Annotated in this window: 21 protein-coding genes and 1 pseudogene; 7 read left to right on the top strand and 15 right to left on the bottom strand. The window is 68.9% G+C overall.

Going from position 1 to position 22,564, the window contains the following annotated elements:
* Positions 1 to 48 precede the first annotated feature (48 nt).
* A complete protein-coding gene (locus tag ACO2RJ_RS03175; protein ID WP_423266553.1) occupies positions 49 to 495 on the top strand; it encodes an HIT family protein in 447 nt (148 codons plus the stop codon).
* A 174-nt stretch (positions 496 to 669) separates the two neighbouring features.
* Here ACO2RJ_RS03175 and ACO2RJ_RS03170 read toward each other — a convergent pair whose 3' ends face one another.
* From ACO2RJ_RS03170 to ACO2RJ_RS03150, 5 genes are all read right to left on the bottom strand, one after another.
* Positions 670 to 1,011, bottom strand: a complete 342-nt coding sequence (locus tag ACO2RJ_RS03170; protein WP_423266552.1) for an AzlD domain-containing protein — start codon at positions 1,009 to 1,011, stop codon at positions 670 to 672.
* Positions 1,008 to 1,754 carry an AzlC family ABC transporter permease gene (locus ACO2RJ_RS03165; RefSeq protein ID WP_423266551.1) on the bottom strand — a complete coding sequence of 249 codons (747 nt, stop codon included), beginning with the start codon at positions 1,752 to 1,754 and terminating at the stop codon, positions 1,008 to 1,010. Before ACO2RJ_RS03165 ends, ACO2RJ_RS03170 begins: the two co-directional genes overlap by 4 nt.
* Before the next feature lie 46 nt (positions 1,755 to 1,800).
* The gene (gene clpA, locus ACO2RJ_RS03160) at positions 1,801 to 4,218 is read right to left on the bottom strand and encodes an ATP-dependent Clp protease ATP-binding subunit ClpA (protein ID WP_423266550.1); all 2,418 of its coding nucleotides are present in this window, start codon (positions 4,216 to 4,218) and stop codon (positions 1,801 to 1,803) included.
* Positions 4,219 to 4,227: 9 nt separating this feature from the next.
* Entirely contained in the window at positions 4,228 to 4,551 is a 324-nt protein-coding gene (gene clpS / locus ACO2RJ_RS03155; RefSeq protein WP_423266549.1) for an ATP-dependent Clp protease adapter ClpS, read from the bottom strand.
* A 346-nt stretch (positions 4,552 to 4,897) separates the two neighbouring features.
* Positions 4,898 to 5,230: a phasin family protein gene (locus tag ACO2RJ_RS03150; RefSeq protein ID WP_423266548.1), complete on the bottom strand. Its 333-nt coding sequence runs from the start codon at positions 5,228 to 5,230 to the stop codon at positions 4,898 to 4,900.
* A 321-nt stretch (positions 5,231 to 5,551) separates the two neighbouring features.
* On the opposite strand from ACO2RJ_RS03150, the gene ACO2RJ_RS03145 reads away from it, so the two are divergent.
* Positions 5,552 to 7,186 (top strand): serine hydrolase, encoded by a 1,635-nt coding sequence (locus tag ACO2RJ_RS03145; protein ID WP_423266547.1) that lies wholly within the window; start codon positions 5,552 to 5,554, stop codon positions 7,184 to 7,186.
* A gap of 12 nt (positions 7,187 to 7,198) precedes the next feature.
* On the opposite strand, the pseudogene ACO2RJ_RS03140 reads toward ACO2RJ_RS03145, so the two are convergent.
* Positions 7,199 to 7,468 (bottom strand): annotated as a pseudogene (locus ACO2RJ_RS03140) (DnaJ domain-containing protein); the annotation flags it as partial.
* 460 nt (positions 7,469 to 7,928) lie between these two features.
* Between ACO2RJ_RS03140 and panC the strand changes: the two are divergent.
* The 3 genes from panC (at position 7,929) to ACO2RJ_RS03125 (ending at position 9,831) form a co-directional block, all read left to right on the top strand.
* Positions 7,929 to 8,792: a pantoate--beta-alanine ligase gene (gene panC / locus ACO2RJ_RS03135; protein WP_423266546.1), complete on the top strand. Its 864-nt coding sequence runs from the start codon at positions 7,929 to 7,931 to the stop codon at positions 8,790 to 8,792.
* A gap of 166 nt (positions 8,793 to 8,958) precedes the next feature.
* On the top strand, positions 8,959 to 9,420 hold the full coding sequence (locus ACO2RJ_RS03130; protein WP_423266545.1) for a rhodanese-like domain-containing protein: 462 nt from the start codon (positions 8,959 to 8,961) through the stop codon (positions 9,418 to 9,420).
* Positions 9,421 to 9,438: 18 nt separating this feature from the next.
* Entirely contained in the window at positions 9,439 to 9,831 is a 393-nt protein-coding gene (locus ACO2RJ_RS03125) for a rhodanese-like domain-containing protein (RefSeq protein WP_423266544.1), read from the top strand.
* A gap of 153 nt (positions 9,832 to 9,984) precedes the next feature.
* Here ACO2RJ_RS03125 and ACO2RJ_RS03120 read toward each other — a convergent pair whose 3' ends face one another.
* The 8 genes from ACO2RJ_RS03120 to ACO2RJ_RS03085 all read right to left on the bottom strand — a co-directional run bounded on the left by ACO2RJ_RS03120 (position 9,985) and on the right by ACO2RJ_RS03085 (position 18,584).
* The gene (locus tag ACO2RJ_RS03120; RefSeq protein ID WP_423266543.1) at positions 9,985 to 12,108 is read right to left on the bottom strand and encodes a sodium-translocating pyrophosphatase; all 2,124 of its coding nucleotides are present in this window, start codon (positions 12,106 to 12,108) and stop codon (positions 9,985 to 9,987) included.
* 289 nt (positions 12,109 to 12,397) lie between these two features.
* The gene (locus ACO2RJ_RS03115; RefSeq protein ID WP_423266542.1) at positions 12,398 to 13,228 is read right to left on the bottom strand and encodes a lytic murein transglycosylase; all 831 of its coding nucleotides are present in this window, start codon (positions 13,226 to 13,228) and stop codon (positions 12,398 to 12,400) included.
* Between the two features lie 171 nt (positions 13,229 to 13,399).
* Complete coding sequence (thiL, locus tag ACO2RJ_RS03110) at positions 13,400 to 14,392, bottom strand: thiamine-phosphate kinase (RefSeq protein WP_423266541.1); 993 nt, start codon at positions 14,390 to 14,392, stop codon at positions 13,400 to 13,402.
* Between the two features lie 22 nt (positions 14,393 to 14,414).
* Positions 14,415 to 14,876 (bottom strand): type II toxin-antitoxin system RatA family toxin, encoded by a 462-nt coding sequence (locus ACO2RJ_RS03105; protein ID WP_423266540.1) that lies wholly within the window; start codon positions 14,874 to 14,876, stop codon positions 14,415 to 14,417.
* 76 nt (positions 14,877 to 14,952) lie between these two features.
* Positions 14,953 to 15,927 carry a quinone oxidoreductase family protein gene (locus tag ACO2RJ_RS03100; RefSeq protein ID WP_423266538.1) on the bottom strand — a complete coding sequence of 325 codons (975 nt, stop codon included), beginning with the start codon at positions 15,925 to 15,927 and terminating at the stop codon, positions 14,953 to 14,955.
* A 124-nt stretch (positions 15,928 to 16,051) separates the two neighbouring features.
* The gene (locus ACO2RJ_RS03095) at positions 16,052 to 17,014 is read right to left on the bottom strand and encodes a hypothetical protein (RefSeq protein WP_423266537.1); all 963 of its coding nucleotides are present in this window, start codon (positions 17,012 to 17,014) and stop codon (positions 16,052 to 16,054) included.
* A 49-nt stretch (positions 17,015 to 17,063) separates the two neighbouring features.
* Complete coding sequence (locus ACO2RJ_RS03090) at positions 17,064 to 17,840, bottom strand: TerC family protein (protein ID WP_423266536.1); 777 nt, start codon at positions 17,838 to 17,840, stop codon at positions 17,064 to 17,066.
* A gap of 6 nt (positions 17,841 to 17,846) precedes the next feature.
* A complete protein-coding gene (locus ACO2RJ_RS03085; RefSeq protein ID WP_423266535.1) occupies positions 17,847 to 18,584 on the bottom strand; it encodes a CDP-alcohol phosphatidyltransferase family protein in 738 nt (245 codons plus the stop codon).
* 146 nt (positions 18,585 to 18,730) lie between these two features.
* Here ACO2RJ_RS03085 and ACO2RJ_RS03080 point away from each other — a divergent pair, with 146 nt between their 5' ends.
* A complete protein-coding gene (locus ACO2RJ_RS03080) occupies positions 18,731 to 19,906 on the top strand; it encodes a UbiH/UbiF family hydroxylase (RefSeq protein WP_423266534.1) in 1,176 nt (391 codons plus the stop codon).
* Positions 19,907 to 19,933: 27 nt separating this feature from the next.
* On the opposite strand, the gene ACO2RJ_RS03075 is transcribed toward ACO2RJ_RS03080, so the two are convergent.
* Entirely contained in the window at positions 19,934 to 21,469 is a 1,536-nt protein-coding gene (locus ACO2RJ_RS03075) for a S10 family peptidase (RefSeq protein WP_423266533.1), read from the bottom strand.
* A 93-nt stretch (positions 21,470 to 21,562) separates the two neighbouring features.
* On the opposite strand from ACO2RJ_RS03075, the gene ACO2RJ_RS03070 reads away from it, so the two are divergent.
* Positions 21,563 to 22,561 carry a hypothetical protein gene (locus ACO2RJ_RS03070; protein WP_423266532.1) on the top strand — a complete coding sequence of 333 codons (999 nt, stop codon included), beginning with the start codon at positions 21,563 to 21,565 and terminating at the stop codon, positions 22,559 to 22,561.
* Positions 22,562 to 22,564: the final 3 nt, after the last annotated feature.

Here is a 22,564-nt window from a genome sequence, read left to right as displayed (position 1 = left end):
GCGATGGCCGCCCTGCGGTCCCTTTCGCGCCCGATCCCGGAGGACGCCATGGCCGCCTACGATCCCGACAACGTCTTCGCGAAGATCCTCCGCGGGGAGTTGCCGTCCCACAAGGTCTACGAGGACGCCGCGACGCTCGCCATCATGGACGTGATGCCGAGGGGCGACGGGCACGTGCTGGTGATCCCGAAGGCGCCGTCGCGCAACGTTCTGGAGATGGATCCCGGCGATCTCGGGCCGCTGTTCGCGGCGGTCCAGAAAGTCGCGCTCGGGGTGAAGGCCGCGATGAAGGCCGAGGGCGTCACGATCCAGCAGTTCAACGAAAGCGCCGGCGGCCAGGTGGTGTTCCACACCCATGTTCACGTCCTGCCGCGGTGGAGCGACGTGCCGCTCCGGCCGCACACCGGCGAAATGGCCGACCAGAAAGCGCTCGCGGCGCAGGCCGCCACGATCCGCGCGGCGTTCGCCGAGGACGGACCGAGCACGGAACGCTAGAACGGATCACGGGGTCGAAAATTGTTCGGCCTCACGGCGAGCCGTCGTTCCGGGCTTGTCCCGGAACCCATTTCCGCTGCGTCTCCAATAGCATGGCGCCAGGGCGGAAATGGATTCCTGGACCGGCCCGGGATGACGGTTGGGGATGTCCCGCTTCAAAGAGAGCCCCTCGAGCTAGGCCGTGATCGCCAGCATCCCGCCGATCAGGACGGCCTCGCCCGCAAGCACGCCGAGCGCGAGGGACCGTCGCCCCAGCGCATAGCCCGCGGAGCCGAAGGCGAGCGCGCCGAGGCGCAGCCACAGCGGGGCGGTCGCGAGTCCGCCGGTCGGCGACACCAGGAATTTGGCGACGAGGCCGGCGACCAGGGCCGTCGCCACGAGCTTCACCCAGACGAACGCCGTGCTGCTCTCGTCGATGCGCGCGGCGAACACCACGCCGAGCATCCGCCAGACGTCGTTCGCGACGAAGGCGATCAGCACGGCCAGGACGAGATAGACGGCGTCGTGCCCGTTCATGCGGAGGGCGACCGGCGCCGGCGAACGCGATCGATCGCGAAGGCCGCCGTGCCGCCGATCAAGCCGGCCCAGATCAGGTCGAAACGCGGCGACAGAAGGCCGATCGCAGGCGCGAGCACGAAACCGAACGCCATGGCGAGACGCTCCCCGAACCCGTCGGCGCCGCGCTCGAGCGACAGAAAGAAGTACATCGGCGTCAGGCCCAGAAGTCCGACGGCCAGCGCTGGCGGCAGGACGCCGGCGACGGCGTGGCCGATCGCGGTGGCGAGGGTGCTCCCGACCAGAAGAACATTGGCCAGCCCCAGAAAGAACGGCATGCGCGCAGGGCGCGGCACGGTCGGCGCGAGCCTCAGACCCTCGAACCAGACGGTGACGGCGACGTAATGGGCGGCCAGCAGCCGCGCGCCGAGCGACGTGCGTTCGGCTTTCAGGATCGGCATGATCGACACGACCATGGGCAGCAGGCGGACGCCTGACACGCTGACCGCGAGCGCCATGGCGGCAAGCCCGGCGCCGCTGACCAGCGCGCCGGCGAGCACGAGTTGTGCGGGCGCGGCCCAGATCAGCGCGGTCGAGAGCGCCGCGACCCAGATCGGCCAGCCGAAATCATGCGCCATCGCGCCGAAGCCGATGAAGCTGCCGAACAGCACGACGGCCGGCACGCCGAGCGCCGCGCGCGCCCCGCGCGCGGCCCATGCCAGATTGCTATGGGCCGCGTCGCCGCCCGCCTCCGCGTCACCCATGCGAAGCTCAGTCGCGCACGGGCGACGGGAATGCCATCATCGGCCGTCAGCTCTCGCTGCGGACGAGCGGCGGCGCCTTCGCGCCTCCGCGGCGGGGGCCTTCGGATTTCCGCTTCGACGCGGGCTTGTCGCCCTTGGAGCCCCGTTCGATCTTCTCCGGCTTGGGCATGACCGGCCCTTCCGGGAAGGTGAAGCCGAGCTTCGGAGATCCGCCTTCGGGCGTCTCGACGATCACGCGCACGGCGCCGCCGCCCTTGAGCTTGCCGAACAGCACCTCTTCCGCGAGCGGCGTCTTGATCGTCTCCTGGATCAGTCGCGCGAGCGGCCGCGCGCCCATCGACGGGTCGTAGCCTTTGTCCGCGAGCCAGTCCCGCGCTTCGTCCGACAGCTCGATCGTGATGTTGCGATCGGCGAGCTGGGCCTCGAGCTGGAGCACGAACTTCTCGACGACCTGACGGACCACCTCGATCGGCAGATTGCCGAAGGCGATGATCGAGTCGAGACGGTTGCGGAACTCCGGCGCGAACAGGCGATTGATCGCGTCCGAGTCCTCGCCGGAGCGCTTCGCCCGCCCGAAGCCGATCGGTTCCTTGGCGAGGTCGGACGCGCCGGCGTTCGTCGTCATGATCAGGATGACGTTGCGGAAGTCGACCTGCTTGCCGTTGTGATCGGTCAGCTTGCCGTGGTCCATGACCTGCAGGAGGATGTTGAACAGATCCGGGTGCGCCTTCTCGATCTCGTCGAGCAGCAGGACGCAATGCGGGCTCTGGTCGATCCCGTCGGTCAGCAGGCCGCCCTGGTCGAAGCCGACATAGCCCGGAGGCGCGCCGATCAGGCGGCTGACCGTATGGCGCTCCATATATTCCGACATGTCGAAACGCAGCAGCTTGACGCCGAGCAGCGACGACAGCTGGCGCGCGACCTCGGTCTTGCCGACGCCGGTCGGGCCGGAAAACAGGTAGCAGCCGATGGGCTTCTCCGGATCCCGCAGCCCGGCGCGGGCGAGCTTGATGGTGGACGACAGCGCCTCGATCGCCGCGTCCTGCCCGTAGACCACGCGCTTGAGATTGGTCGTCAGCGAGCGGAGCACCTCGGCGTCGTCCTTGGAGACGGATTTCGGCGGGATGCGCGCCATCGTGGCGATCGTGGTTTCGATCTCCTTCACGCCGATGGTCTTCCGGCGCTTGTTCTCCGGCAGGATCATCTGGCTCGCGCCGGTCTCGTCGATCACGTCGATCGCCTTGTCCGGCAGCTTGCGGTCGTTGATGTAACGGAATGACAGCTCGACCGCGGCCTTGATCGCCTCATTGGTGTAGCGGACCTGGTGGAAGCTCTCGTAATAGGGCTTGAGGCCCTTGAGAATCTCGACCGTGTCCTCGACCGAGGGCTCCGCGACGTCGATCTTCTGGAAGCGGCGGACGAGGGCCCGGTCCTTCTCGAAATGCTGGCGGAACTCCTTGTAGGTCGTCGAGCCGACGCAGCGCAGCGTGCCGCTGGCGAGCGCGGGCTTCAGCAGGTTGGAGGCGTCCATCGCGCCTCCGGAGGTCGCGCCGGCGCCGATGACGGTGTGGATCTCGTCGATGAACAGGATCGCGCCCGGCGTCGCTTCGAGCTCCTTGACCACCTGCTTGAGGCGCTCCTCGAAATCACCGCGGTAGCGCGTGCCGGCCAGCAGGGAACCCATGTCGAGCGCGAAGACCGTCGCGTCCTGGAGCACTTCCGGCACCTCGTCGCGCACGATGCGCAGCGCCAGGCCCTCCGCGATCGCGGTCTTGCCGACGCCTGGATCGCCGACGAACAGCGGGTTGTTCTTGGTGCGCCGGCAGAGGATCTGGATCGTCCGGTTGATCTCGGCGTCGCGGCCGATCAGCGGATCGATGCGGCCCTCCCTCGCCTTCTTGTTGAGGTTGACGCAATAGGCGTCGAGCGCGTCGGCCTTTTTCTTGGCGCCGCCGCCGCTTTCCTCGGTGGACGAGGTCGTGTCGTCGTCCGCGCCGCGGGCGGGACGGGCTTCAGACAGGCCGGGACGCTTCGCGATGCCGTGGCTGATGTAGTTGACCGCGTCATAGCGCGTCATGTCCTGCTCCTGCAGGAAGAACGCGGCGTGGCTCTCGCGCTCGGCGAAGATCGCGACCAGCACGTTGGCGCCCGTCACCTCCTCGCGGCCGGACGAAGTCACATGGATCACGGCGCGCTGGATCACGCGCTGGAAGCCTGCGGTCGGCTTGGAATCCTCGGTGGTCTCCCCCACGAGATTGTCGAGCTCGGTGTCGACATACTCGATGAGGTTGCGGCGCAGGATCTCGACGTCGACGTTGCACGCCCGCATCACCGCCGCCGCGTCCTGGTCATCGACCAGCGACAGCAGCAGATGTTCGAGGGTGGCGTATTCGTGGCGACGCTCATTGGCGAATGCGAGCGCGCGATGAAGGGACTGTTCGAGGCTGCGCGAGAAAGATGGCAACGGGTTACCTCACTTCTTTTCCATGACGCACTGCAATGGATGCTGATGCTTACGCGCGAAATCCATCACCTGGGTCACTTTGGTTTCGGCCACCTCGTGGGTGTAGACGCCGCATTCCCCCACCCCGTGATTGTGGACGTGCATCATGATGCGCGTCGCAGCCTCGCGGTCCTTCGAAAAGAACTGCTCGAGCACGTGCACGACGAACTCCATGGGCGTGTAGTCGTCGTTCAGGATCAGGACGCGGTAGAGACTCGGCCGCTTGACCTTGGGCCGCGTCTTCGTGACCACCGACGTCCCCGGTCCCTCGTCGCCGCGGCGCGGTCCGGCCATCAGCCAGCGTCCCGTGGATCGGCCGGCCGGGCCTCGATCCCGACCGCCTCTTGGAAGCCCCGTGGAAATCGTTTTGCCCACCTCTCTCATGGGATCCGCCGTCCGGTCCGCCGACCGAGGACGCCCGTCCTCATGGCGACGCGCCAAATCATATCGTCGATCCTAGCTCTGGATGCGTCCCTGCGCCAGACCAACGCTCCGGCGCCCAAGGCTCAGTTATGGTCGGGCGCCGCCTCTGAAAAGGGCGCCCGCCCCGCCGATCGTGAAACGCAAAAAAGCCCGGCGCGGCGGCCGGGCTTCCTTAATCGACGCGCGCCCCACGAGGCGCGCATGAAACTGGGGTCGATTACTTGACCTTCGCGAGGGCCGTCTCGACCGGCTTGTAGCTTTCCTTCGCGAGATCGGCGTACAGCTCGCCGATCTTGGTCAGGCGCGCAAGATAGGCTTCATAGCTCGACTTGACGAAGGCCGACTGCACTTCGATCGCCTTATCGAGCGACTTCACGCCGATCAGCTTTTCGAAATGGGCGGAACCCTCTTCCAAGGCCTTCTTGGAGTAGTCGGCCACCTCTGCGGCGATCGCCTGCACGCCCTTGCTCACCGAGCCAAGGCTCTTGAGCGCAACATCGACGTTCTCGCGGCTCATCTTCTGGACGTCGTCAAACGTAGTCGTCGTCATGATCTTTTCCCTCTCTTGGCGCCGGGATGCATTGATTGCGATGTTCTATGCAGTGCGCCAGATGTCATGAGAAGACCTTGACGCTTACCGGACGCTTCACCGTTTCGGCGGGACAGATATATGCGCCGCAGCAAAAGTGTCAAGTTTTTTTTGCGTTGCACAATGAGCTTTCCGCTTAACCGCTCCGTAACCGCGTCTGACTACCGTCGTTGACTGAGACGTCGGCGCGACACTGGCCCCGACGGTTGTGATTCCAGGCCGCACACGGGGCGGCTCCTCCCGATGCGGCGGGCGGACGAGCAGGCGACAGGGACGGCGGGCATGATTTCGCGTTGCGTATCGAAATGGGCCGGCGGCCTGCTCACCTGCGCCACGACCGCAGCCATTCTCGCCGGAGCGATGGTCGTCACCGTCGACAGCGCCGAGGCCCGTTCCAAGCGCCGCATTCATAAGGCGCCGCGGCCCGCGGCGGCCGCGAGCTTCACCGCCGCTTCCAACTACGCGGCTCTCGTGGTGGACGCCAAGACCGGGCGCGCGCTCTTCGAGAAGAACGCCGACGCCACCCGCTTCCCCGCCTCCATCACCAAGGTCATGACGCTCTATCTCGTGTTCGAGGACCTGGAGCGCGGCCGTATCCGCCTCGACAGCGACATGACCATGAGCGCGCGCTGCGCCGCCCAGGCCCCCTCCAAGCTCGGGCTCCGTCCCGGACAGACCATCTCGGTCGAGAACGGCATCAAGGCTCTCGTCACGAAGTCCGCCAACGACGTGGCCTGCGCCTTCGGCGACAACCTCGAAGGATCGGAGGCCGCTTTCGCCGATCGCATGACGCGCAAGGCGCGCGCGCTGGGCATGAGGGAGACGGTCTACCGCAACGCGTCGGGTCTGCCGAACCCCTATCACGTCACCTCGGCGCGCGATCTGGTCACGCTCGGCCTCGCGATCCAGGACCGTTTCCCGCGCTATTACGGCTACTTCGGCACCCGTGTCTTCGCCTACGGTAAGCAGCGCATCGGGAACCACAACCGGCTGCTCGGCCGGGTCGAGGGCGTCGACGGCATCAAGACCGGCTACACCAACGCCTCCGGCTTCAACCTGCTGACTTCGGTCAAGAGCGGCGGACGCAGCGTCGTGGCCGTCGTGATGGGCGGACGCACCGGCGCTTCGCGCGACTCCCACATGCAGCAGCTGATCGCGCTGAACCTCCCGCGGGCCTCGACCGGCGCGCGCACGGCGCCGCTCGTCGCGGAAATCGGCGAACGGCCCGCGCCGAGCCGCATGCGGACCGCCTATGTCTCGGCGGGCCCGCTGCCTCCCCCCGCGGCCACGGAGCCGGAACGCGTCGCGTTCGTGACGCCCGCCACGGCGCCGCTTCCCCTGCCGGCTCCGGCGCGCGCGGTCGAGCCCAGACAGGACGATATCGCGGCCGCCCCTCTCGAAGGCGCCACCCCGAAGGCTCCGCTGCGCGCGGCGTCCGCCGACGCCCGGCCGGTCGTGGCCTCCTCCGCGCCGACCACGACGCCGCAGGCCTTGCGCTGGGTCGTGGGCAACCAGCCGGCGACGACCGGCAGCGTCGACCGCGGCTCCATCGACGACGCGGCCGAGACCGACCTGGCGGTCGCGCCTGCGCCGCGCCGGGCGACCCGGCTCGCGGCGGCCGAGACCAAGATCGAACCCAGGCCCGCGCCCACCGCCGAGCAGACTCCGCCCCGCAAGGGCTGGATCATCCAGATCGGCGCGACGACCGAGGCGGCCAAGGCCAAGGACCTGCTGAGCGACGCCAAGTCCAAGGCCGGCCGCGCGCTCGCCTCCGCCGAACCGTTCACCGAGGTCTACGCCAAGGGCGCGACCACCTATTACCGCGCGCGATTCGCCGGGCTGAACGAGCGCAGCGCGGACGCCGCCTGCAAGGCTCTGAAGCGCAGCTCGGTGAGCTGCTTCGCGATCAAGAACTGAACGGGAGGCCGGTCAGCCATGGCGCCGCTCCGCGAGAATGTCCTTGGCGGCGTTGACCCGCGCCGCGAGCTCCGTCGACCCCCCCTGGTCGGGATGGAGTTTCTTCATCAGCGCCCGATGCGCACGAACGATCTCTTCCGTGGTCGCCCCCGGCTGCAGGCCAAGGATCTTATACGCCTCCTCTTCCGTCATTACGCCCGACGGCCGGCCGCTCCGGCTCCGTCCGGGCCCCGGGTCCGCGTGTCCCTCGAAGTCTGGACGCCGGCCGGCCGGCCGGCGGCGACGGTCAGCTTTTCCAGCGCCGCGGCCTCCCGGGAGCGCTGACGGCCGCCGGGCGCCGACCGCCGCGACCCCCACGGCGCCGATCGCCATCAGCGCCAACCCGAGCAGGGGCTTGCCGGAGACCACCAGCGCAAAGCCGACCACCCAGGCGCCTCCGGCCGCGAAGCCGAGCGACTTGCGCGTGCGGACGGGATCAGCGTCGATGAGAATGCGCCCGACCGCGACGAATGTCGCGACCGCCATCGCGCCGAACAGAAACCAGATCATTCCAAGGCCTCGCGCCGGCGCCGCGCCGCGCCCTGCTTCGTGCGGGCCAAACTGGCACGACCGGGCGTTCGGGCGCCACGGCGAACGTCGCGTGGCGCCCAGCGCGGCGTGCTGCTAATTCCGCGTCGCGCTGGGCGCCGGCGATTCCGGAGCCGGCCGCCATGTCGCCCGCCCGCTCGCCGGAGCCTCCGCCATGTCCGACCTCCCCGTCGTCTCGACCGTCGAGGATGCGCGCGCCCGGATCGCCGGCTGGCGGGCGGCCGGCCGTTCCGTAGCGATGGTTCCGACCATGGGGGCTCTGCACGCGGGACATCTTTCGCTGATCGCCGAGGCCGCGCGCCGGGCGGAGCGCGTCGTGGTCTCGATCTTCGTGAATCCCACGCAGTTCGCGCCCCATGAGGATCTCGATACCTATCCGCGGGATCTCGACAGCGATCGCGGCAAGCTGGCCGACACGTCCGTCGCGCTGGTCTACGCGCCAACGGTCGCCGAGATGTATCCCGACGGCGCGGCGACCACCGTCACGGTCGGCGGACCGGCGGAAGGGCTCGAGAGCGTCGCGCGGCCGCATTTCTTCGCGGGCGTCGCGACGGTGGTCGCCAAACTGCTCATCCAGTGCGCGCCCGACGTCGCGGTGTTCGGCGAGAAGGACTACCAGCAGCTCGCGGTGGTGCGCCGGCTCGTCCGCGACCTCGCCTTGCCCGTCGAAATCGTCGCAGGGAGCACGGTGCGCGAAGCCGACGGGCTGGCGATGTCGTCCCGTAATGTCTATCTCAGCGCCGAAGAGCGAAGACGCGCTCCGGCGCTCCACGCCGCTCTCGCCGACGCGTCCTCCGCGATGGCGGGCGGCAGGGAGGTGGAGGAGGCTCTCTCGGACGCGCGGCGGCGGATCGAGGCGGCGGGCTTCGCGATCGACTACCTCGAGCTTCGTGACGCCCAAACGCTGGCGCCCTTGCGTGAACACGGGCCCCGCTCCGGGCGCATTCTGGTCGCCGCCCGTCTCGGCGCGGTGCGCCTCATCGACAATGTCGACGTCCCCGCCCTCACGAAAACGTGAGGCTCTGCCGCCGCATTCGGAACGGTTTGCTCAGTTTTACGTTTGTTCACTACCGTTGTTCAGGAACTGCCCAATCATGGCGTCGACCTCCACCCTTCCCCGCTTTTCGCCGATGACTGCGCCCGCCTTTCCGCGCGCGGAGCCGAAAGTCCGACGCCCGACGGCCATGGCCATCGAAGCGCGCGAGGCGCTCGCGCTGTGGCGACGCAAGAAGGCCGTCTTCGTCGATCTCCGGGATTGGGAGATGGTCGACGCCAACGGTTGGATCGAGGGGTCGCTGCACTGCCCTCCGGGCGAGTTCGCGAGCCTGATCGATCCGGCGAGCCCGCTGCACACGCGGCTGTTCGAGCCGGGCGTGACCTTCGTGTTCTACGGCGGCCCGAACACGGCGCCTCTCGCCGCCGCGCGTCGCGCACGAGCGCTCGGCCTTCATGGCGCGCTGGCGCTCCGTGGCGGCCTCACCTCCTGGCGAAACGCGGGCGGACGCATCGCAGGACACCCGAACAGCCCGCTGCCTGCGCTGCGCGCGTCGATCGCGGTCGCCAAGCGTTACGCCGGCTCGCGCCTGCGGCGCTTCATGCGGCGGCTTCGCGGCGCGAACGCGCAGGGCGGCGTCAGCCGCGGCTGAGCCGGACCCGACCGGTCCGTGCCGCAGATCATCACCCGAGGCTATAAGACTCTGCTGGCCGAGGCCGAGCGGCGCGTGCGCGCGCTCACGCCGGAGACGGCGATCGAGTTCGCCGCGCGCGACGGCGTCACTATGGTCGATCTGCGCGATCCCCGCGAGCTGGAGCGCGACGGCCGAATCCCCGGTGCGTTCCACTGTCCCCGCGGGATGCTCGAGTTTTGGATCGATCCCGAAAGCCCCTACCACAAGCCCGTCTTCGCTGAAGATCGCACCTTCGTGTTCTTCTGCGGCAGCGGCTGGCGCTCCGCGCTGGCCGCCGACGCCGCCCAGTCCATGGGGCTTCAGCCGGTGGCGCATGTCGCCGGCGGCTTCAAGGCGTGGCAAGCGGCGGGCGGTCCGGTTGAGCGCTGACGCCGCAAGCGGCCGCGTCTGAAGCGGTCGTGTTTGCCCGCCGCGTCCGGCCGGCCCTTCTCTTAGAGCTCTACTGTTGGCCCGACGTCCCGAGCCGGTCGAGGCGTGTCCTGCGGGCCGCCCGACCGAGGGGCGGCCCGCAGGCTCAGGTCGTTAGCCCCCGGAATGCGCCAGGATGGCGAGCAGCAGCAGAGCGACGATGTTCGTGATCTTGATCATCGGATTGACGGCTGGGCCGGCGGTGTCCTTGTAGGGATCGCCGACGGTGTCGCCGGTCACCGCCGCCTTGTGCGCCTCGGAGCCCTTGCCGCCGTGGTGGCCGTCTTCGATGTACTTCTTCGCGTTGTCCCAGGCGCCGCCGCCGGAGGTCATCGACAGGGCGACGAACAGGCCGGTGACGATCACGCCGAGCAGCATCGCGCCGAGAGCGGAGAACGCCTCGCCTTTGCCGGCGACCGCGAGAATCACGAAGTAGCCGACGACCGGCGACAGCACCGGCAGCAGCGAGGGGACGATCATCTCCTTGATCGCCGCCTTGGTCAGGATGTCGACGGCGCGGCCGTAGTCCGGCCGGTCCTTGCCTTCCATGATGCCCGGCTTCTCGCGGAACTGGCGGCGCACCTCTTCGACGATCGAACCGGCGCAGCGGCCGACGGCCGTCATGCCCATCGCCCCGAACAGGAAGGGCAGCATCCCGCCGAACAGCAGGCCCACGACTACGTAGGGGTTGGTCAGCGCGAAATCGAGCTTCACGTCTGCGAAGTACGGGTACTGCGCGGCGTTGGCGATGAAGTGGTTGAGATCGGAGGTGTAGGCCGCGAACAGCACCAGGGCCCCGAGGCCGGCGGAGCCGATCGCGTAGCCCTTGGTGACCGCCTTGGTGGTGTTGCCGACCGCGTCGAGCGCGTCGGTGGAGGCGCGGACGTCCGCAGGCAGGCCGGCCATCTCGGCGATGCCGCCGGCGTTGTCGGTCACCGGGCCGAAGGCGTCGAGCGCCACGACGAAGCCCGCCAGCGCGAGCATGGCGGTGACCGCGATCGCGATGCCGAACAGGCCGGCGAGCGAATAGGTCACGATGATGCCGGCGATGATCACCAGCGCCGGAGCCGCCGTCGCCTCGAGCGAGATCGCGAGACCCTGGATGACGTTGGTGCCGTGGCCGGTGACGGAGGCGGCCGCGATCGACTTCACCGGGCGGTAGTTCGTCCCCGTGTAGTACTCGGTGATGACGATAATCAGCCCGGTGATGACGAGGCCGACGACCGCGCAGAGATAGAGGTCCCAGCCGGTGAAGGTGACGCCGGTCGAGGTCGTGTACTCGGTCGTGAAGCCGACCTGCAGAGCGGTGACGATGGCGATGCCGACCAGCGACAGCGCGGCGGAGACGCCGAAGCCGCGGTAGAGCGCGCCCATGATCGACTGGCTCGCCGGCAGCTTCACGAAGAAGGTGCCGGCGATCGAGGTCACGATGCAGATCGCGCAGATGCCGAGCGGATACAGGATGAGGCTGCCGAGGGCGGCGTCGCCGGCGAAGAAGATCGACGCCAGCACCATCGTGGCGACCACCGTCACGGCGTAGGTCTCGAACAGGTCCGCGGCCATGCCGGCGCAGTCGCCGACATTGTCGCCGACATTGTCGGCGATGGTCGCGGGGTTGCGCGGATCGTCCTCGGGGATGCCGGCCTCGACCTTGCCGACGAGGTCGCCGCCGACGTCCGCGCCCTTGGTGAAGATGCCGCCGCCGAGTCGCGCGAAGATCGAGATCAGGGACGCCCCGAAGCCGAGCGCGACCAGGGCGTCGACCACCACGCGGTCGCCCGACTGGTAGCCGAGCATGCCGGTCAGGACCGCGTAGTAGATCGCGACGCCAAGCAGGGCGAGGCCTGCGACCAGCATGCCGGTCACGGCGCCGGACTTGAACGCGATCTCGAGACCAGCCGCCAGCGACTTCGTGGCGGCCTGCGCCGTGCGCACATTGGCGCGCACCGAGACGTTCATGCCGATGAAGCCGGCGGCGGCGGACAGCACCGCGCCGATCAGAAAGCCGATGCCGACCGCGATCGACAGAAAATAGGTGACGAGCAGGAAGATCACGACGCCGACGATGCCGATCGTCGTGTACTGGCGCTTGAGATAGGCCTGCGCCCCCTCGGCGATCGCGGCCGCGATCTCCTGCATGCGGGCGTTGCCGGCGTCCGCCTCCATCAGCGATTTGGTGGCCCAGACTCCGTACACGACGGACAGCAGGCCGAGCAACACGATCAGAAACAGCGCCATTGAAGCTTTTCCTTAGGACGTTTCCAGTTTCCACGCGCATGGAGCCTGTCCGGCTGCTTGGCCGCGGCTCTCTTTTTCAGTGTTTTGGGCGTCGTTCACCCTGTCGACCGGCAGGTCGGAGGGGAAGCTGCCAGAACGGCGGGGCGTCCGCAATGCAGCAGGACGCAGGCGCAGCGACAATCGTACGAGGACGCTGGGCTTTTCGCCCAAGGATCCACGGAAGCAAAAACGGCGCGCCCCAGGGGCGCGCCGTCGGCAGCTCCGGTTCCCGGCTTGCGCCGCGATGGGCTTACAGACCCTGTTCGATCTTGGTCGCGGCGTAGGCGATCGCCCGCTGATAGACGCTCGCGCGGTTCCACTCGCTCAGCACGGCGTAGTTGGCCGAGCCCTCCTCCCAGCCGCCGCCGGCCCGCCAGCCATGCGCCCTGAGATAATTGCCGATCGACGCGATCGTGTCGGCCGACGAACGCACCATGTCCGCGCGGCCGTCGCCGTCGCCGTCGACCGCGTATTTGAGATAGGACGACGGCAGGAACTGCGCCTGGCCGATCTCGCCATGCTCGGCGCCGCGCATCTCGCCCATCGTCAGGTCGCCGCGATCGACCAGGGTCATCGCGGCGATCAGCTCGCCCTGGAACATGTCGGTGCGGCGGCAGTCGAAGGCGAGCGTGGCGAGCCCGTTGAACACGTTCTTCCGGCCCTGGATCGCGCCGAACGCGGTCTCCATGCCCCAGATCGTCGCGATGATCGGCGCGGGAACGCCGTATTTGGCTTCGACCCGATCGAACAGCGCCCTGTTCTTCTGGATGCGGGACCGCGCCTGGCTGATGAGCGAGGCCGGGGCGCGCTTCGCGACGAACTGCTCGAAGCTCAGCTTGAACGGCCGCTGCGTGCGGTCGTAGGCGATCAGGCTCCGGTCGTAGCTGACATTCGCGAGCGCGGCCGAGGCCGTGCGCTGCGAGATGCCCTTCGAGACGGCCTCCTGCTGGAACTCCTGCACCCAGGCGTCGAAGCCCTCGGCGGTGTTGCCACAACTCGCGGCTTCGGCCGCGCCGACGAGGAGGATCGTCGCGGCCGCCCCGGCCGCGGCCGCGGCGAGAGACTTGAGAGTGGGTCGCATAGCGGCTCCGCCTGGCTGGTTTTTTCGATTCGTTACGGCTCGGAACCTGCGGCCGAAAAAAAGGCCATGATTCGATTGCGCGTCATCTTGCGTGGCGCCCGAAGGCTATTCAATCGCTTCGACGCCCGCTTTAGGGCCGGGCGTTGCGGGAGGGACACAGGCTCGCGCCGCTCAGAAATGACTGAAGCTCGTCCGACCGAGGGGGACGGCGCGGCCCTGGCGTTCGATCGTGACGCCCTCCCCCTCGATCACGACGCCGATGTCCGTCACGGCGACGGAGACGGCGGCGGCCTCGGCCTCGAAGCCTTCGGCGTCGTCGGGATCGACGGTGAGGAGGAGCTCGTAGTCGTCGCCGCCTGTCACCGCGATCGCGAAGGCCGACGGATCGGACTCGACGGCGCGTCGCGCCGCGTCCGACAGCGGAACCCGGGCCGCGTCGATCGCGAGCGCGACCTTGGAAGCGCCGGCGAGCTTTTCGGCGTCGCCCACCAGCCCGTCGGAGACGTCCATGGAGGCTGCGGCGTAGGTCGCGACCGCCTCGATCAGAGCGAGCCTCGGCTCGGGCAGAAGATAGCGGTCGAGCAGCCGCTCCTTCTCGGCCCGCCTGAGATCCCACGCGAGCTCCAGACGTTCGTCCTGACGCAGCTTCAACCCGAGCGCCGCGTCGCCGATCGTGCCGGTGACGTAGATCCGCTGGCCGGGCGCAGCCCCTGTCCGGCGCGGCGCCTGACCCTCGGGCGCATGTCCGAACGCCGTGATCGAGACGAAGAACGGCCCCGGCGTCCGCACCGTGTCGCCGCCGAACAGGCTGAGGCCGAACTCCTCCTGGTCGATCGCGAGGCCCTCGGCGAAGCTGTCGAGCCAGTCCGGCTCCCAGTCGTCCGTCAGCGCCAAAGTGACGAGATAGCCCACGGGCCGGGCGGCCTTCGCGGCGAGGTCCGAGAGATTGACCCGAAGCGCCTTGCGGGCGATCGCGTCCGGCGGATCCTCGGCGAAGAAATGCTCGCCCGCGATGAGCGCGTCCGTCGTGACCACGAGTTCGCAGCCATAGGCGTGCGGCAGCGTGGCGGCGTCGTCGAGCAGCATCGCGGCGCCGGGGGCTGTCGCGAGCGGCCGGAAGTAGCGGGCGATCAGTCCCGCCTCGTCGGGGCGGCGCGCGGTCATTTCGGCCACCCGCGCCGGGCGCTCACGCGAGCGCCGGCTTCTCGCCGTAGACGGCGTCGGCTCGGCGCTCGAAGGCTTCCGCATAGCGGCGGAACACCCGCTCGAACACCGAGCCCACCACCATCGCGAGCGTGCGGCTGCGAAGCTCCCAGTCGATGAAAAACTGGATCTCGGCCCCATGCTCCAGGGGCTTGAAGGTCCACCGGTTCTCCAGATGGCTGAACGGGCCGTCGAGATATTCGACGAGGATCGTGCGCCCTTCGCGGTCGAGCGTCACCCGGCTCGTGAAGGTCTCGCGGATGATCTTGTAGGCGATCGTCATGTCCGCGACGAACACGGGACGGCTGTCGCGCTCCTCGCGCCGGCGAATGCGCAGCGCCTCGCAGAGCGGCAGGAACAGCGGATACTTCTCCACGTCTGCGACGAGGTCGAACATCTCGTCGGCCGTGTGCGGCACGCGACGTGTGGTGCGGAAGGTCGGCATGCAGGTCCGGACGCTGTTTCGCCTTGGGCGCGATCATAGGGCAGGCGCGCGAGACTTGTCTCGCGCGGGCCCCGGCTCAGGGAATGAGGATCGTCGAGCCTGTGGTCTTGCGACCCTCGAGAGCGCGATGAGCCTCCGCCGCCTCCGCGAGGGGAAAGCTGTGGTTGACGTCGATCGTCACGACGCCGGAGGCGATGACGTCGAACAGATCCTCAGCCGTGGCCACAAGTTCCGGCCGGGTCCCGATGTGATGGAACAGGCTGGCGCGGGTCGCGAACAGCGAGCCCTTCTTGCCGAGCAGCGCGACCGGGAAATCGGGGACGGCGCCCGACGACTGTCCGAAGCTCACCCACATGCCGCGTTGCTTCAGACAGTCGAGCGATCCCGGAAACGCGTCCTTGCCGACCGAATCGTAGACGACGTCGACGCCCTTGCCGCCGGTGATCTCTCGAACGCGCTCGACGAAGTTCTCGGTCTTGTAGTCGATGACGTGCGCGCAGCCCTTGGTCTTGGCCAGCGCGACCTTCTCCGGCCCGCCGGCCGTGCCGATGACGGTGGCGCCGAGATGCGCCGCCCATTGGCAGGCGATCTGGCCGACGCCGCCAGCCGCCGCGTGGAACAGGATCACGTGCTCGGGGCCCACCCTGAAGGTCCGGCGGAGCAGATACTGCGCGGTCATGCCCTTGAGCATCGCCGCCGCGGCGGTCTCTTCGCTGACGCCGGCGGGAATCTTCACGAGCTTCGCCGCGGGAAAGACCCGCTCGGTGGCGTAGGAGCCCATCGGCGAGTCGGCGTAGGCCACGCGGTCGCCGACCGCGACCTCGGTGACGCCCTCCCCGATCGCGGTGACGACCCCGGCGCCCTCCATGCCGAGCGTGAAGGGCGGCGTCGCGACATAGATCCCCGTGCGATAATAGACGTCGATGAAATTGACGCCGATCGCCGTCTGGCGGATCGCCGCCTCGCCCTTGCCCGGCGCCGGGACGTCGACGTCCTCGAAGCTCAGAACCTCAGGACCGCCGGTCTGGTTGACGCGGATCGCCTTCGCCATCGTGCCGTCTCCTCTGTCGCGGGGCGCCGCCGCCGCTGTCGTCGCCCTGATCTAGCGGGAGCACGGCCTCGGCGACAGGGGCGCGAGATGCTCTCGCCGGATGCGCCGCCGCAACGCCGGCCCGTCAGCGCGAAGGCTCGGGGGCCGTCACGAAGTTGCGGAAGGTGACGTCGGGCGCGCTGGTGTTGTGCTTCGAGAGCTCGATCCGGTCGAACCGGACCTCGTGCGCGTTGGCGCCTTGGAAGTCCATGATCGGCTGATTGTAGAGCCCCGCGTCCGTCCGCCAGTTGATCCGCGCGGCGTCGGCGTTGGTCGGCGTCACGAACATCGAGCGGATGCCGGCGAATGGCGGCGGCGGGTCGCCCGCCGGCAGCCCGTCGAGCGAAACGTCGAGCACGACCCGTTTGGCGTCGACCTTGGCGACCTTCAGCACGCCCGTGCCGCCCTTGGCGTAGGTCATCCGGAACGTCAGCGTCTTGGGATCGATCTCGAGGCGCGAGATGTCGACGATCGGCCGATGCTGCGTCTCGATCGGCCCGACCAGGAAGGAGGTGCCATAGGCCGCGTCCGGAAACCGATCGGGCGGCAGCGGCTTCGCCCGCCAGTAGCCGTCGAACGGATAGACAACGAGATATTCGATCCATTTGCCGTCGAACTTCTGGAACAGCTGGATCAAATGCAGGTCGTCCTCGTCCGTGTCGCCGATCACCACCTCGGCGCCGTGCGCCCGCCAGGACTCTCCGTAGGTGTGGCCGACGATGCGGGTGTCCGCGTCCTCGTAGAGCGTCCGCTTCTTCGGCGTGAACCTATGCTTGGGATCGTCCTTCATCGCCTCGCAATTGGCGAAGTCCGGCCCGGTGCTGTCGGTCTTGAGGTCGTCGAGATAGACCGGCGCGCTGACGTCGATCCGGAAGGAGCGGACCTTCGGGTTGGCGAAGGTGTAGTAGACGTTGTCGAACTCCGCGCAGGTCGTCGGATCGCTGCGGTTCTGCACCCAGGCGGCGTCCGGCTCCTGCGCGGCCGCCGGCCCGGCCACCGCGACGCCCAGGACGAGCGCCGCGCATAGCCTCCGAGCGCGCGGGTCCATCGACCTCATGGTTCGCCGCCGGCGACCACGAGCGCTTGGCCCCGTTCGATCATGACGTCGTCCGATCCGACGGACGGGCGGGCGCGTCCTCCACGCCCGCGGCCTGGGCGAGCTTCAGGCGTCGGTTCTTGGCGGTCACGTTCAGGATCTCCACGACCAGCGAGAACGCCATGGCGGCGTAGATGTAGCCCTTCGGGACGTGGAAGCCGAAGCCGTCCGCCACCAGCACCATGCCGATCAGCAGCAGGAAGGCGAGAGCCAGAACCTTGGTGGTCGGGTGCTTCGCCACGAAGTCCGAGATCGGGCCGGAGGACAGATACATCACCGCCACCGCGATGACGACGGCGACGACCATGACCTCGATGTCCTCCGCCATGCCGATGGCGGTGATGATCGAGTCGATCGAGAACACGAGGTCGATGACGATGATCTGCGCGATGATCATCGCGAAAGCCTTCTGAACGCCGCCCTTTCCGGAGCCGTGCTCTTCGCCCTCGATGGAGTTGTGCAGCTCGAGCGTCGCCTTGACGAGAAGGAAGCCGCCGCCCGCGATCAGGATCAGGTCGCGCCAGGAGAATCCATTGCCGAACAGGGAGAAGACCGGCTCGCGCAGCGCCATCAGCCAGGTGAGCGCGAACAGCAGCACGATGCGGAAGATCAACGCGAGCGCGAGCCCGAGCTGGCGGGCCCGTTTGGCCTGTTCCTCAGGCAATTTCGCGACGAGAACGGAGATGAACACCACGTTGTCGATGCCGAGGACGATTTCCATCGCCGTCAGCGTGAGCAGAGCGACCCAGGCTTCGGGAGTCGCAAACACCTCAAGCATCGTTCGTCATCGCCTTTCGCCGCTGTTGCTATCGCGGCTGCGAAATATCCCGAGGCCTGCGAAATACAAGCCGATCGCCGACAGCGCCGCGATCACGATGCCATCAGGTCGAAGCTCTTCGGCGATGGCGACGACCGACAGGGCGGCTCCGACCAGCAGCAGCGACAGCGTCAGCGGCCGCAGCCGCCGAACCCGGAACGGGTGGACGAAGGGGATCGGCGCGAAGGTGAGCGCCGACAGCGCGACGACCACCGACAGCGTGACCATCGGCGGCGGCTGCAGCAGGAAAAGATAGAAGACGACGACGTTCCACACGGCCGGGAAGCCCTGGAAGTACCAGTCGTCCGTCTTCATCGTCGCGACGGCGAAATAGAGCGCGCTCGTCACGCATACGAGCACGGCGGCCGCCGCCCCGAGCGCCTCGGGAAGCAGGCCGGAAACGGCCAGCGCGTAAGCCGGCACGAGCACGTAGGTCACGTAGTCGACCACAAGATCGAGCGTGTCGCCGGAGAACGCCGGCGCAAACTCCCGGACGCGCGCCCTGCGGGCGAAGCTGCCGTCGATGCCGTCGACGACGAGGGCGACGGCGAGCCAGCCGAACATTGCGGGAAATTCGCCGCGTGTCGCCGCGAGCAGCGCGAGGAAGCCAAGTCCGGCGCCGGCGGCCGTGAAGAGATGTACGCCATACGCCACGATGCGCCGCATCGGGCCTGCCTCGACGGGCGGCGGAAAAGGCTCGGCCACGAAAACTCCCGGACGGGCGCCTCTTCTGAGCCGGGGCACCATGCGTGCACCATGACGTCGCGCGCGGGCCGCGGGAAGCCGGTTTGCGCGAGATGCTTCGGAAGCTTAGATGCGAGGCGTGAAACCTCCTGGCGGATGACAGCGTGATGGACATTCCGACGTGCGACGTCGCGGTGGTCGGCGGAGGGCCGGCCGGGCTGCTCGCCGCGCTTCTGGTCGGACGGACCGGTGCCGACGCCGTCCTCGTCGCTCCCCCGCCACGGCGCGACCCGCGCACCACCGCGCTGCTCGACGGCTCGGTCGCGATCCTCAGGGAGCTCGGCGTCTGGAGCGGCCTCGAGGCGGTCGCCGCGCCGCTCAGGAAGCTGCGGATCGTCGACGGCGGGCGGCGGCTGATCCGCGCGCGCGAGGTCATGTTCGACTCACGCGAGCTGGGGCTCGCGGCCTTCGGCTGGAACGTCCCGAACGCGGCGCTGGTGGACGCCCTGACGGCGGCGCTTGCGGCCAGCCCCACAGTCCGAATCGTCGCCCGGGAGGCCGTCGGCGCGCGACGCTCCGAGGACAGCGCCACGGTGCTGCTCGACGACGACTCGGAGCTGACGACGAAGCTCGTGATCGCGGCGGACGGCCGGCGGTCGGCGATGCGCGAGGCGGCCGGGCTGACGCTCCGCGCTTGTCCGGTCGATCAGACCGCCCTCGCCTTCACCGTCGCCCATGATCGCGACCATCAGGGCGTGTCGACCGAGATCCATGGCGAAGAGGGTCCGTTCACGCTCGTTCCCCTGCCGGGCCGTCGGTCGAGCGTGGTCTGGGTCGTGAAGCCCGCCCGGGCCGAGGCGCTGCTCGGGCTGACGCCGGCCGAGCTTGGGGCTGCGGCGACGGCGAAGAGCGGCCGCCTGCTCGGCGCGATGACCGTCGAAGGCGGGGTCGGCTCGTTTCCGATCGTGGTCGGCGCGGCGGCGCGGGTCGCAGGCGGCCGGACGCTGCTCGTCGGCGAGGCCGCCCACATCCTGCCGCCGATCGGCGCGCAGGGTCTCAATCTCGGCGTTCGCGACGCCGCGCGCGCCGCCAAAGTCGTCGCCGAAGCTCGCGCCGCGGGGCGGGACGTCGGCGGCGACGCCGCGCTCAGGGCCTACGCGCTCGCGCGCTCCGCCGACGTGTGGACGCGGACGGCGGCGACGGACCTGCTGAACCGATCGCTGATGACCCGGCTGCTTCCGGCGCATGCCGCGCGCGGCCTCGGTCTCGCCGCGCTCGCCGCGATAGGGCCGCTACGGCGCGTGGTGATGCGCGAAGGCCTCGTCGGCGGACGGGCGTTCTGAACCACGCAGGCGGCGAGGCTTCCGCCGCTATTTCCCGGCGTCGTAGAAGGCCTTGACGTCCTTTGCGAACGCCGCCCGCGAGGCGTCGCGGCTGTAGAACATGTGGCCGCCGGGATAGACCAGCAGCCTGGCCCGGTCCGGGTCGCCGAAGGCCGGCAACTGATCGAGCGCCATCTTGGATTCCATGTAGGGCGTTACGAGATCGGTCGCGCCATGGGCGACGATCACGCGCAGCTTGGGATCGAGCGCGAGCGCTTCGCGCAGCGCGCCGACGGATTCCGGCGCCGACTGGCCGGAGCCCCAGCGCCACTGCCTGTTGACCTCGTCGCTGAGCAGCTCGTAGCGGCGATCGACCTTGTAGCCGAGCTCGCGGGCGTAATAGTCGACCGCGGCGCGGGTCAGGGGCGCGCGGGCGCCGTCGAGCACCGGATCGTCGAAATTCGATCGCGCGGCCGAAGGGTCGGGATCGAAGGCGGTGACGTTCGCGTCGTAGAGCGAGCCGACCTTGCCCTCCTTGCGTCGCATCTCGCGCACGAAGCTCCGGATGTCGACGCGCCCGCCCAGCCTGCGCACGAAGTCGGGATCGAGGCCCGTCAGATCCGCCACGCGAGACGAGATCCGCTCGACGGCCTCCCTGTCGCGCGGCCCGCGCAGCAGGTCGGCCAGGAACGGACCGGTCGCGTAAGCCTCGACCTCGGCGAGATCGGAGCGCGCGGCCGGCTTGCCGTCGCTCTCGCGCTTCGTCGCCGCGAGCGAGGGCAACGCGTTGACCCAGGGCAGCGGCGACACGCCTTCGTCCTGGCGGATCGAGAAGTCGAGCACCGGCGAGATCGCCAACAGCCCCCTCACGCCGACCCCGTCACGCGTCTGCAGCGCGCGGGCGATGCGCGGAACGCGGAATCCGCCATAGGATTCGCCGGCGAGATAGACTGGCGATTTCAGCCGGTCCCGAGCCGCGAGGTTCTTGGCGACGACCCGCGACAGCGTCTCGACGTCGCCCTCGACGGAGTAGAAGCTCCGGCGAGACTCGTCCGATCCGCCGACGGCGCGGCTGTAGCCGGTTCCCACGGGGTCGACGAAGACCAGGTCGGTGAAGGCGAGCCACGTCTCGTGATTGTCGACCAGGTTCGGCAGGTCGGACGGGGCGCTCCCCTCCTTGCCGAACGGCAGACGTTTCGGTCCGAGCCCGCCGAAATTGAGCCAGGCCGACGACGCGCCCGGGCCGCCGTTGAAGACGTAGGTGATCGGCCGCGTGTTCGGATCGACCCGCTCGAGCGTGTAGCTCGTGACGACGATCTCCGCGACCTTCTCCCCCTTTGGATCGTAGAGCGGCGTCTGCTCCACGCGCGCCGTGTAACTCAGCGTGTCGTCGGCGGTGTCGACCTTGAGCTTGGCGGCGACGTCCGGCGGCAGCGCCGTCGGGTTCGGCCGCGGGGCCTCCTGCGCGGCGGCGAGAGGCGCGACGAGCATGGTTGCGACGAGGGCGAGCGGGGCGAGCAGGCGGCGCGATCGGGTCATGGCGGCCAAGATGGAGCGCGGCGCGTCCGGAGCGAGGGCGATCACGCTTATGCGACGACGCCCGGCGGTCCGGGCGGAGGCAGACAATCGGCCTGATGCGCCGTAGGCTTCGGAAGCGAAATGGCGGACGGAAGACGCATGCGCCTCGTGGCCCCCTCTCTGGCGGTTCTCGCTCTGTCCTGGGGGCTCGCTCCCGCCGCGGCGGCGGAGCCGACCTATGGCGCGATGGCCGGCGCCGCGCTCGGACAGGGCGCGAGCCTCAACGGCGCCGTTCCGTTTCCGAGGACCAATCCCTGGAACGTCGACATCTCGAAGCAGCCGGTCGACCCGCGCTCGGGCGCGCTGATCGCCTCGATCGGGCTCGACACGGGGCTGCACCCCGATTTCGGCAGCGGGACCTACGACGGATCGATCCTCGGCATTCCCTATTTCGTCGTGACGGGCGCCCGGGCCAAGGTGCGAATCCGGTTCACGGCCTATGGCGATCAGAGCGACAAGGGCCCCTACCCCATTCCGCCCAACGCCCGCATCGAAGGCTACAAGCCGAGCGGCCGGCCGTTCGACGGCGACCGCCACGTGCTCGTGGTCGATCGCGACAACGACCGCCTCTACGAACTGTACCGCGCGTTCAAGCGGCCGGATGGAAGCTGGAACGCCGACAGCGGCGCCGTCTTCCACCTCGACTCCAACGCGGTGCGGCCGACCGCCGAACCCGGCTGGACCAGCGCGGACGCGGCGGGTCTGCCGATCTTTCCGGGCCTCGTGCGCTACGACGAGGCCGCCGCCGGCGTGATCGCCCACGCGCTGCGCTTCACCGTCGACCGCACCCGCCGCGCCTATGTGCCGCCCGCGACCCATTTCGCGTCGAGCGACGCCTCGCCGAACCTGCCGCCGATGGGCATGCGCGTGCGGCTGAAGGCGAGCTACCGCATCCCGCCCGGCTTCAGCCGCCCGACCAAGGCGATCCTGCGGGCGCTGAAGACCTACGGCATGTTCGTCGCCGACAACGGGAGCGATTGGTTCATCTCCGGAGCGCCCGACCCGCGCTGGAACAACGACCGGCTGACGAGCGAACTGCGCCAGGTGAAGGGGCGGAATTTCGAGGTGGTCCGCATGCGCGGGCTCGTCGTTCGCTAGACC

This window comes from Hansschlegelia sp. KR7-227 (assembly GCF_049446035.1).
In the GTDB taxonomy this organism is placed as follows: Bacteria; Pseudomonadota; Alphaproteobacteria; order Rhizobiales; family Methylopilaceae; genus Methylopila.
This window is presented reverse-complemented; position numbering and strand designations above follow the sequence as displayed.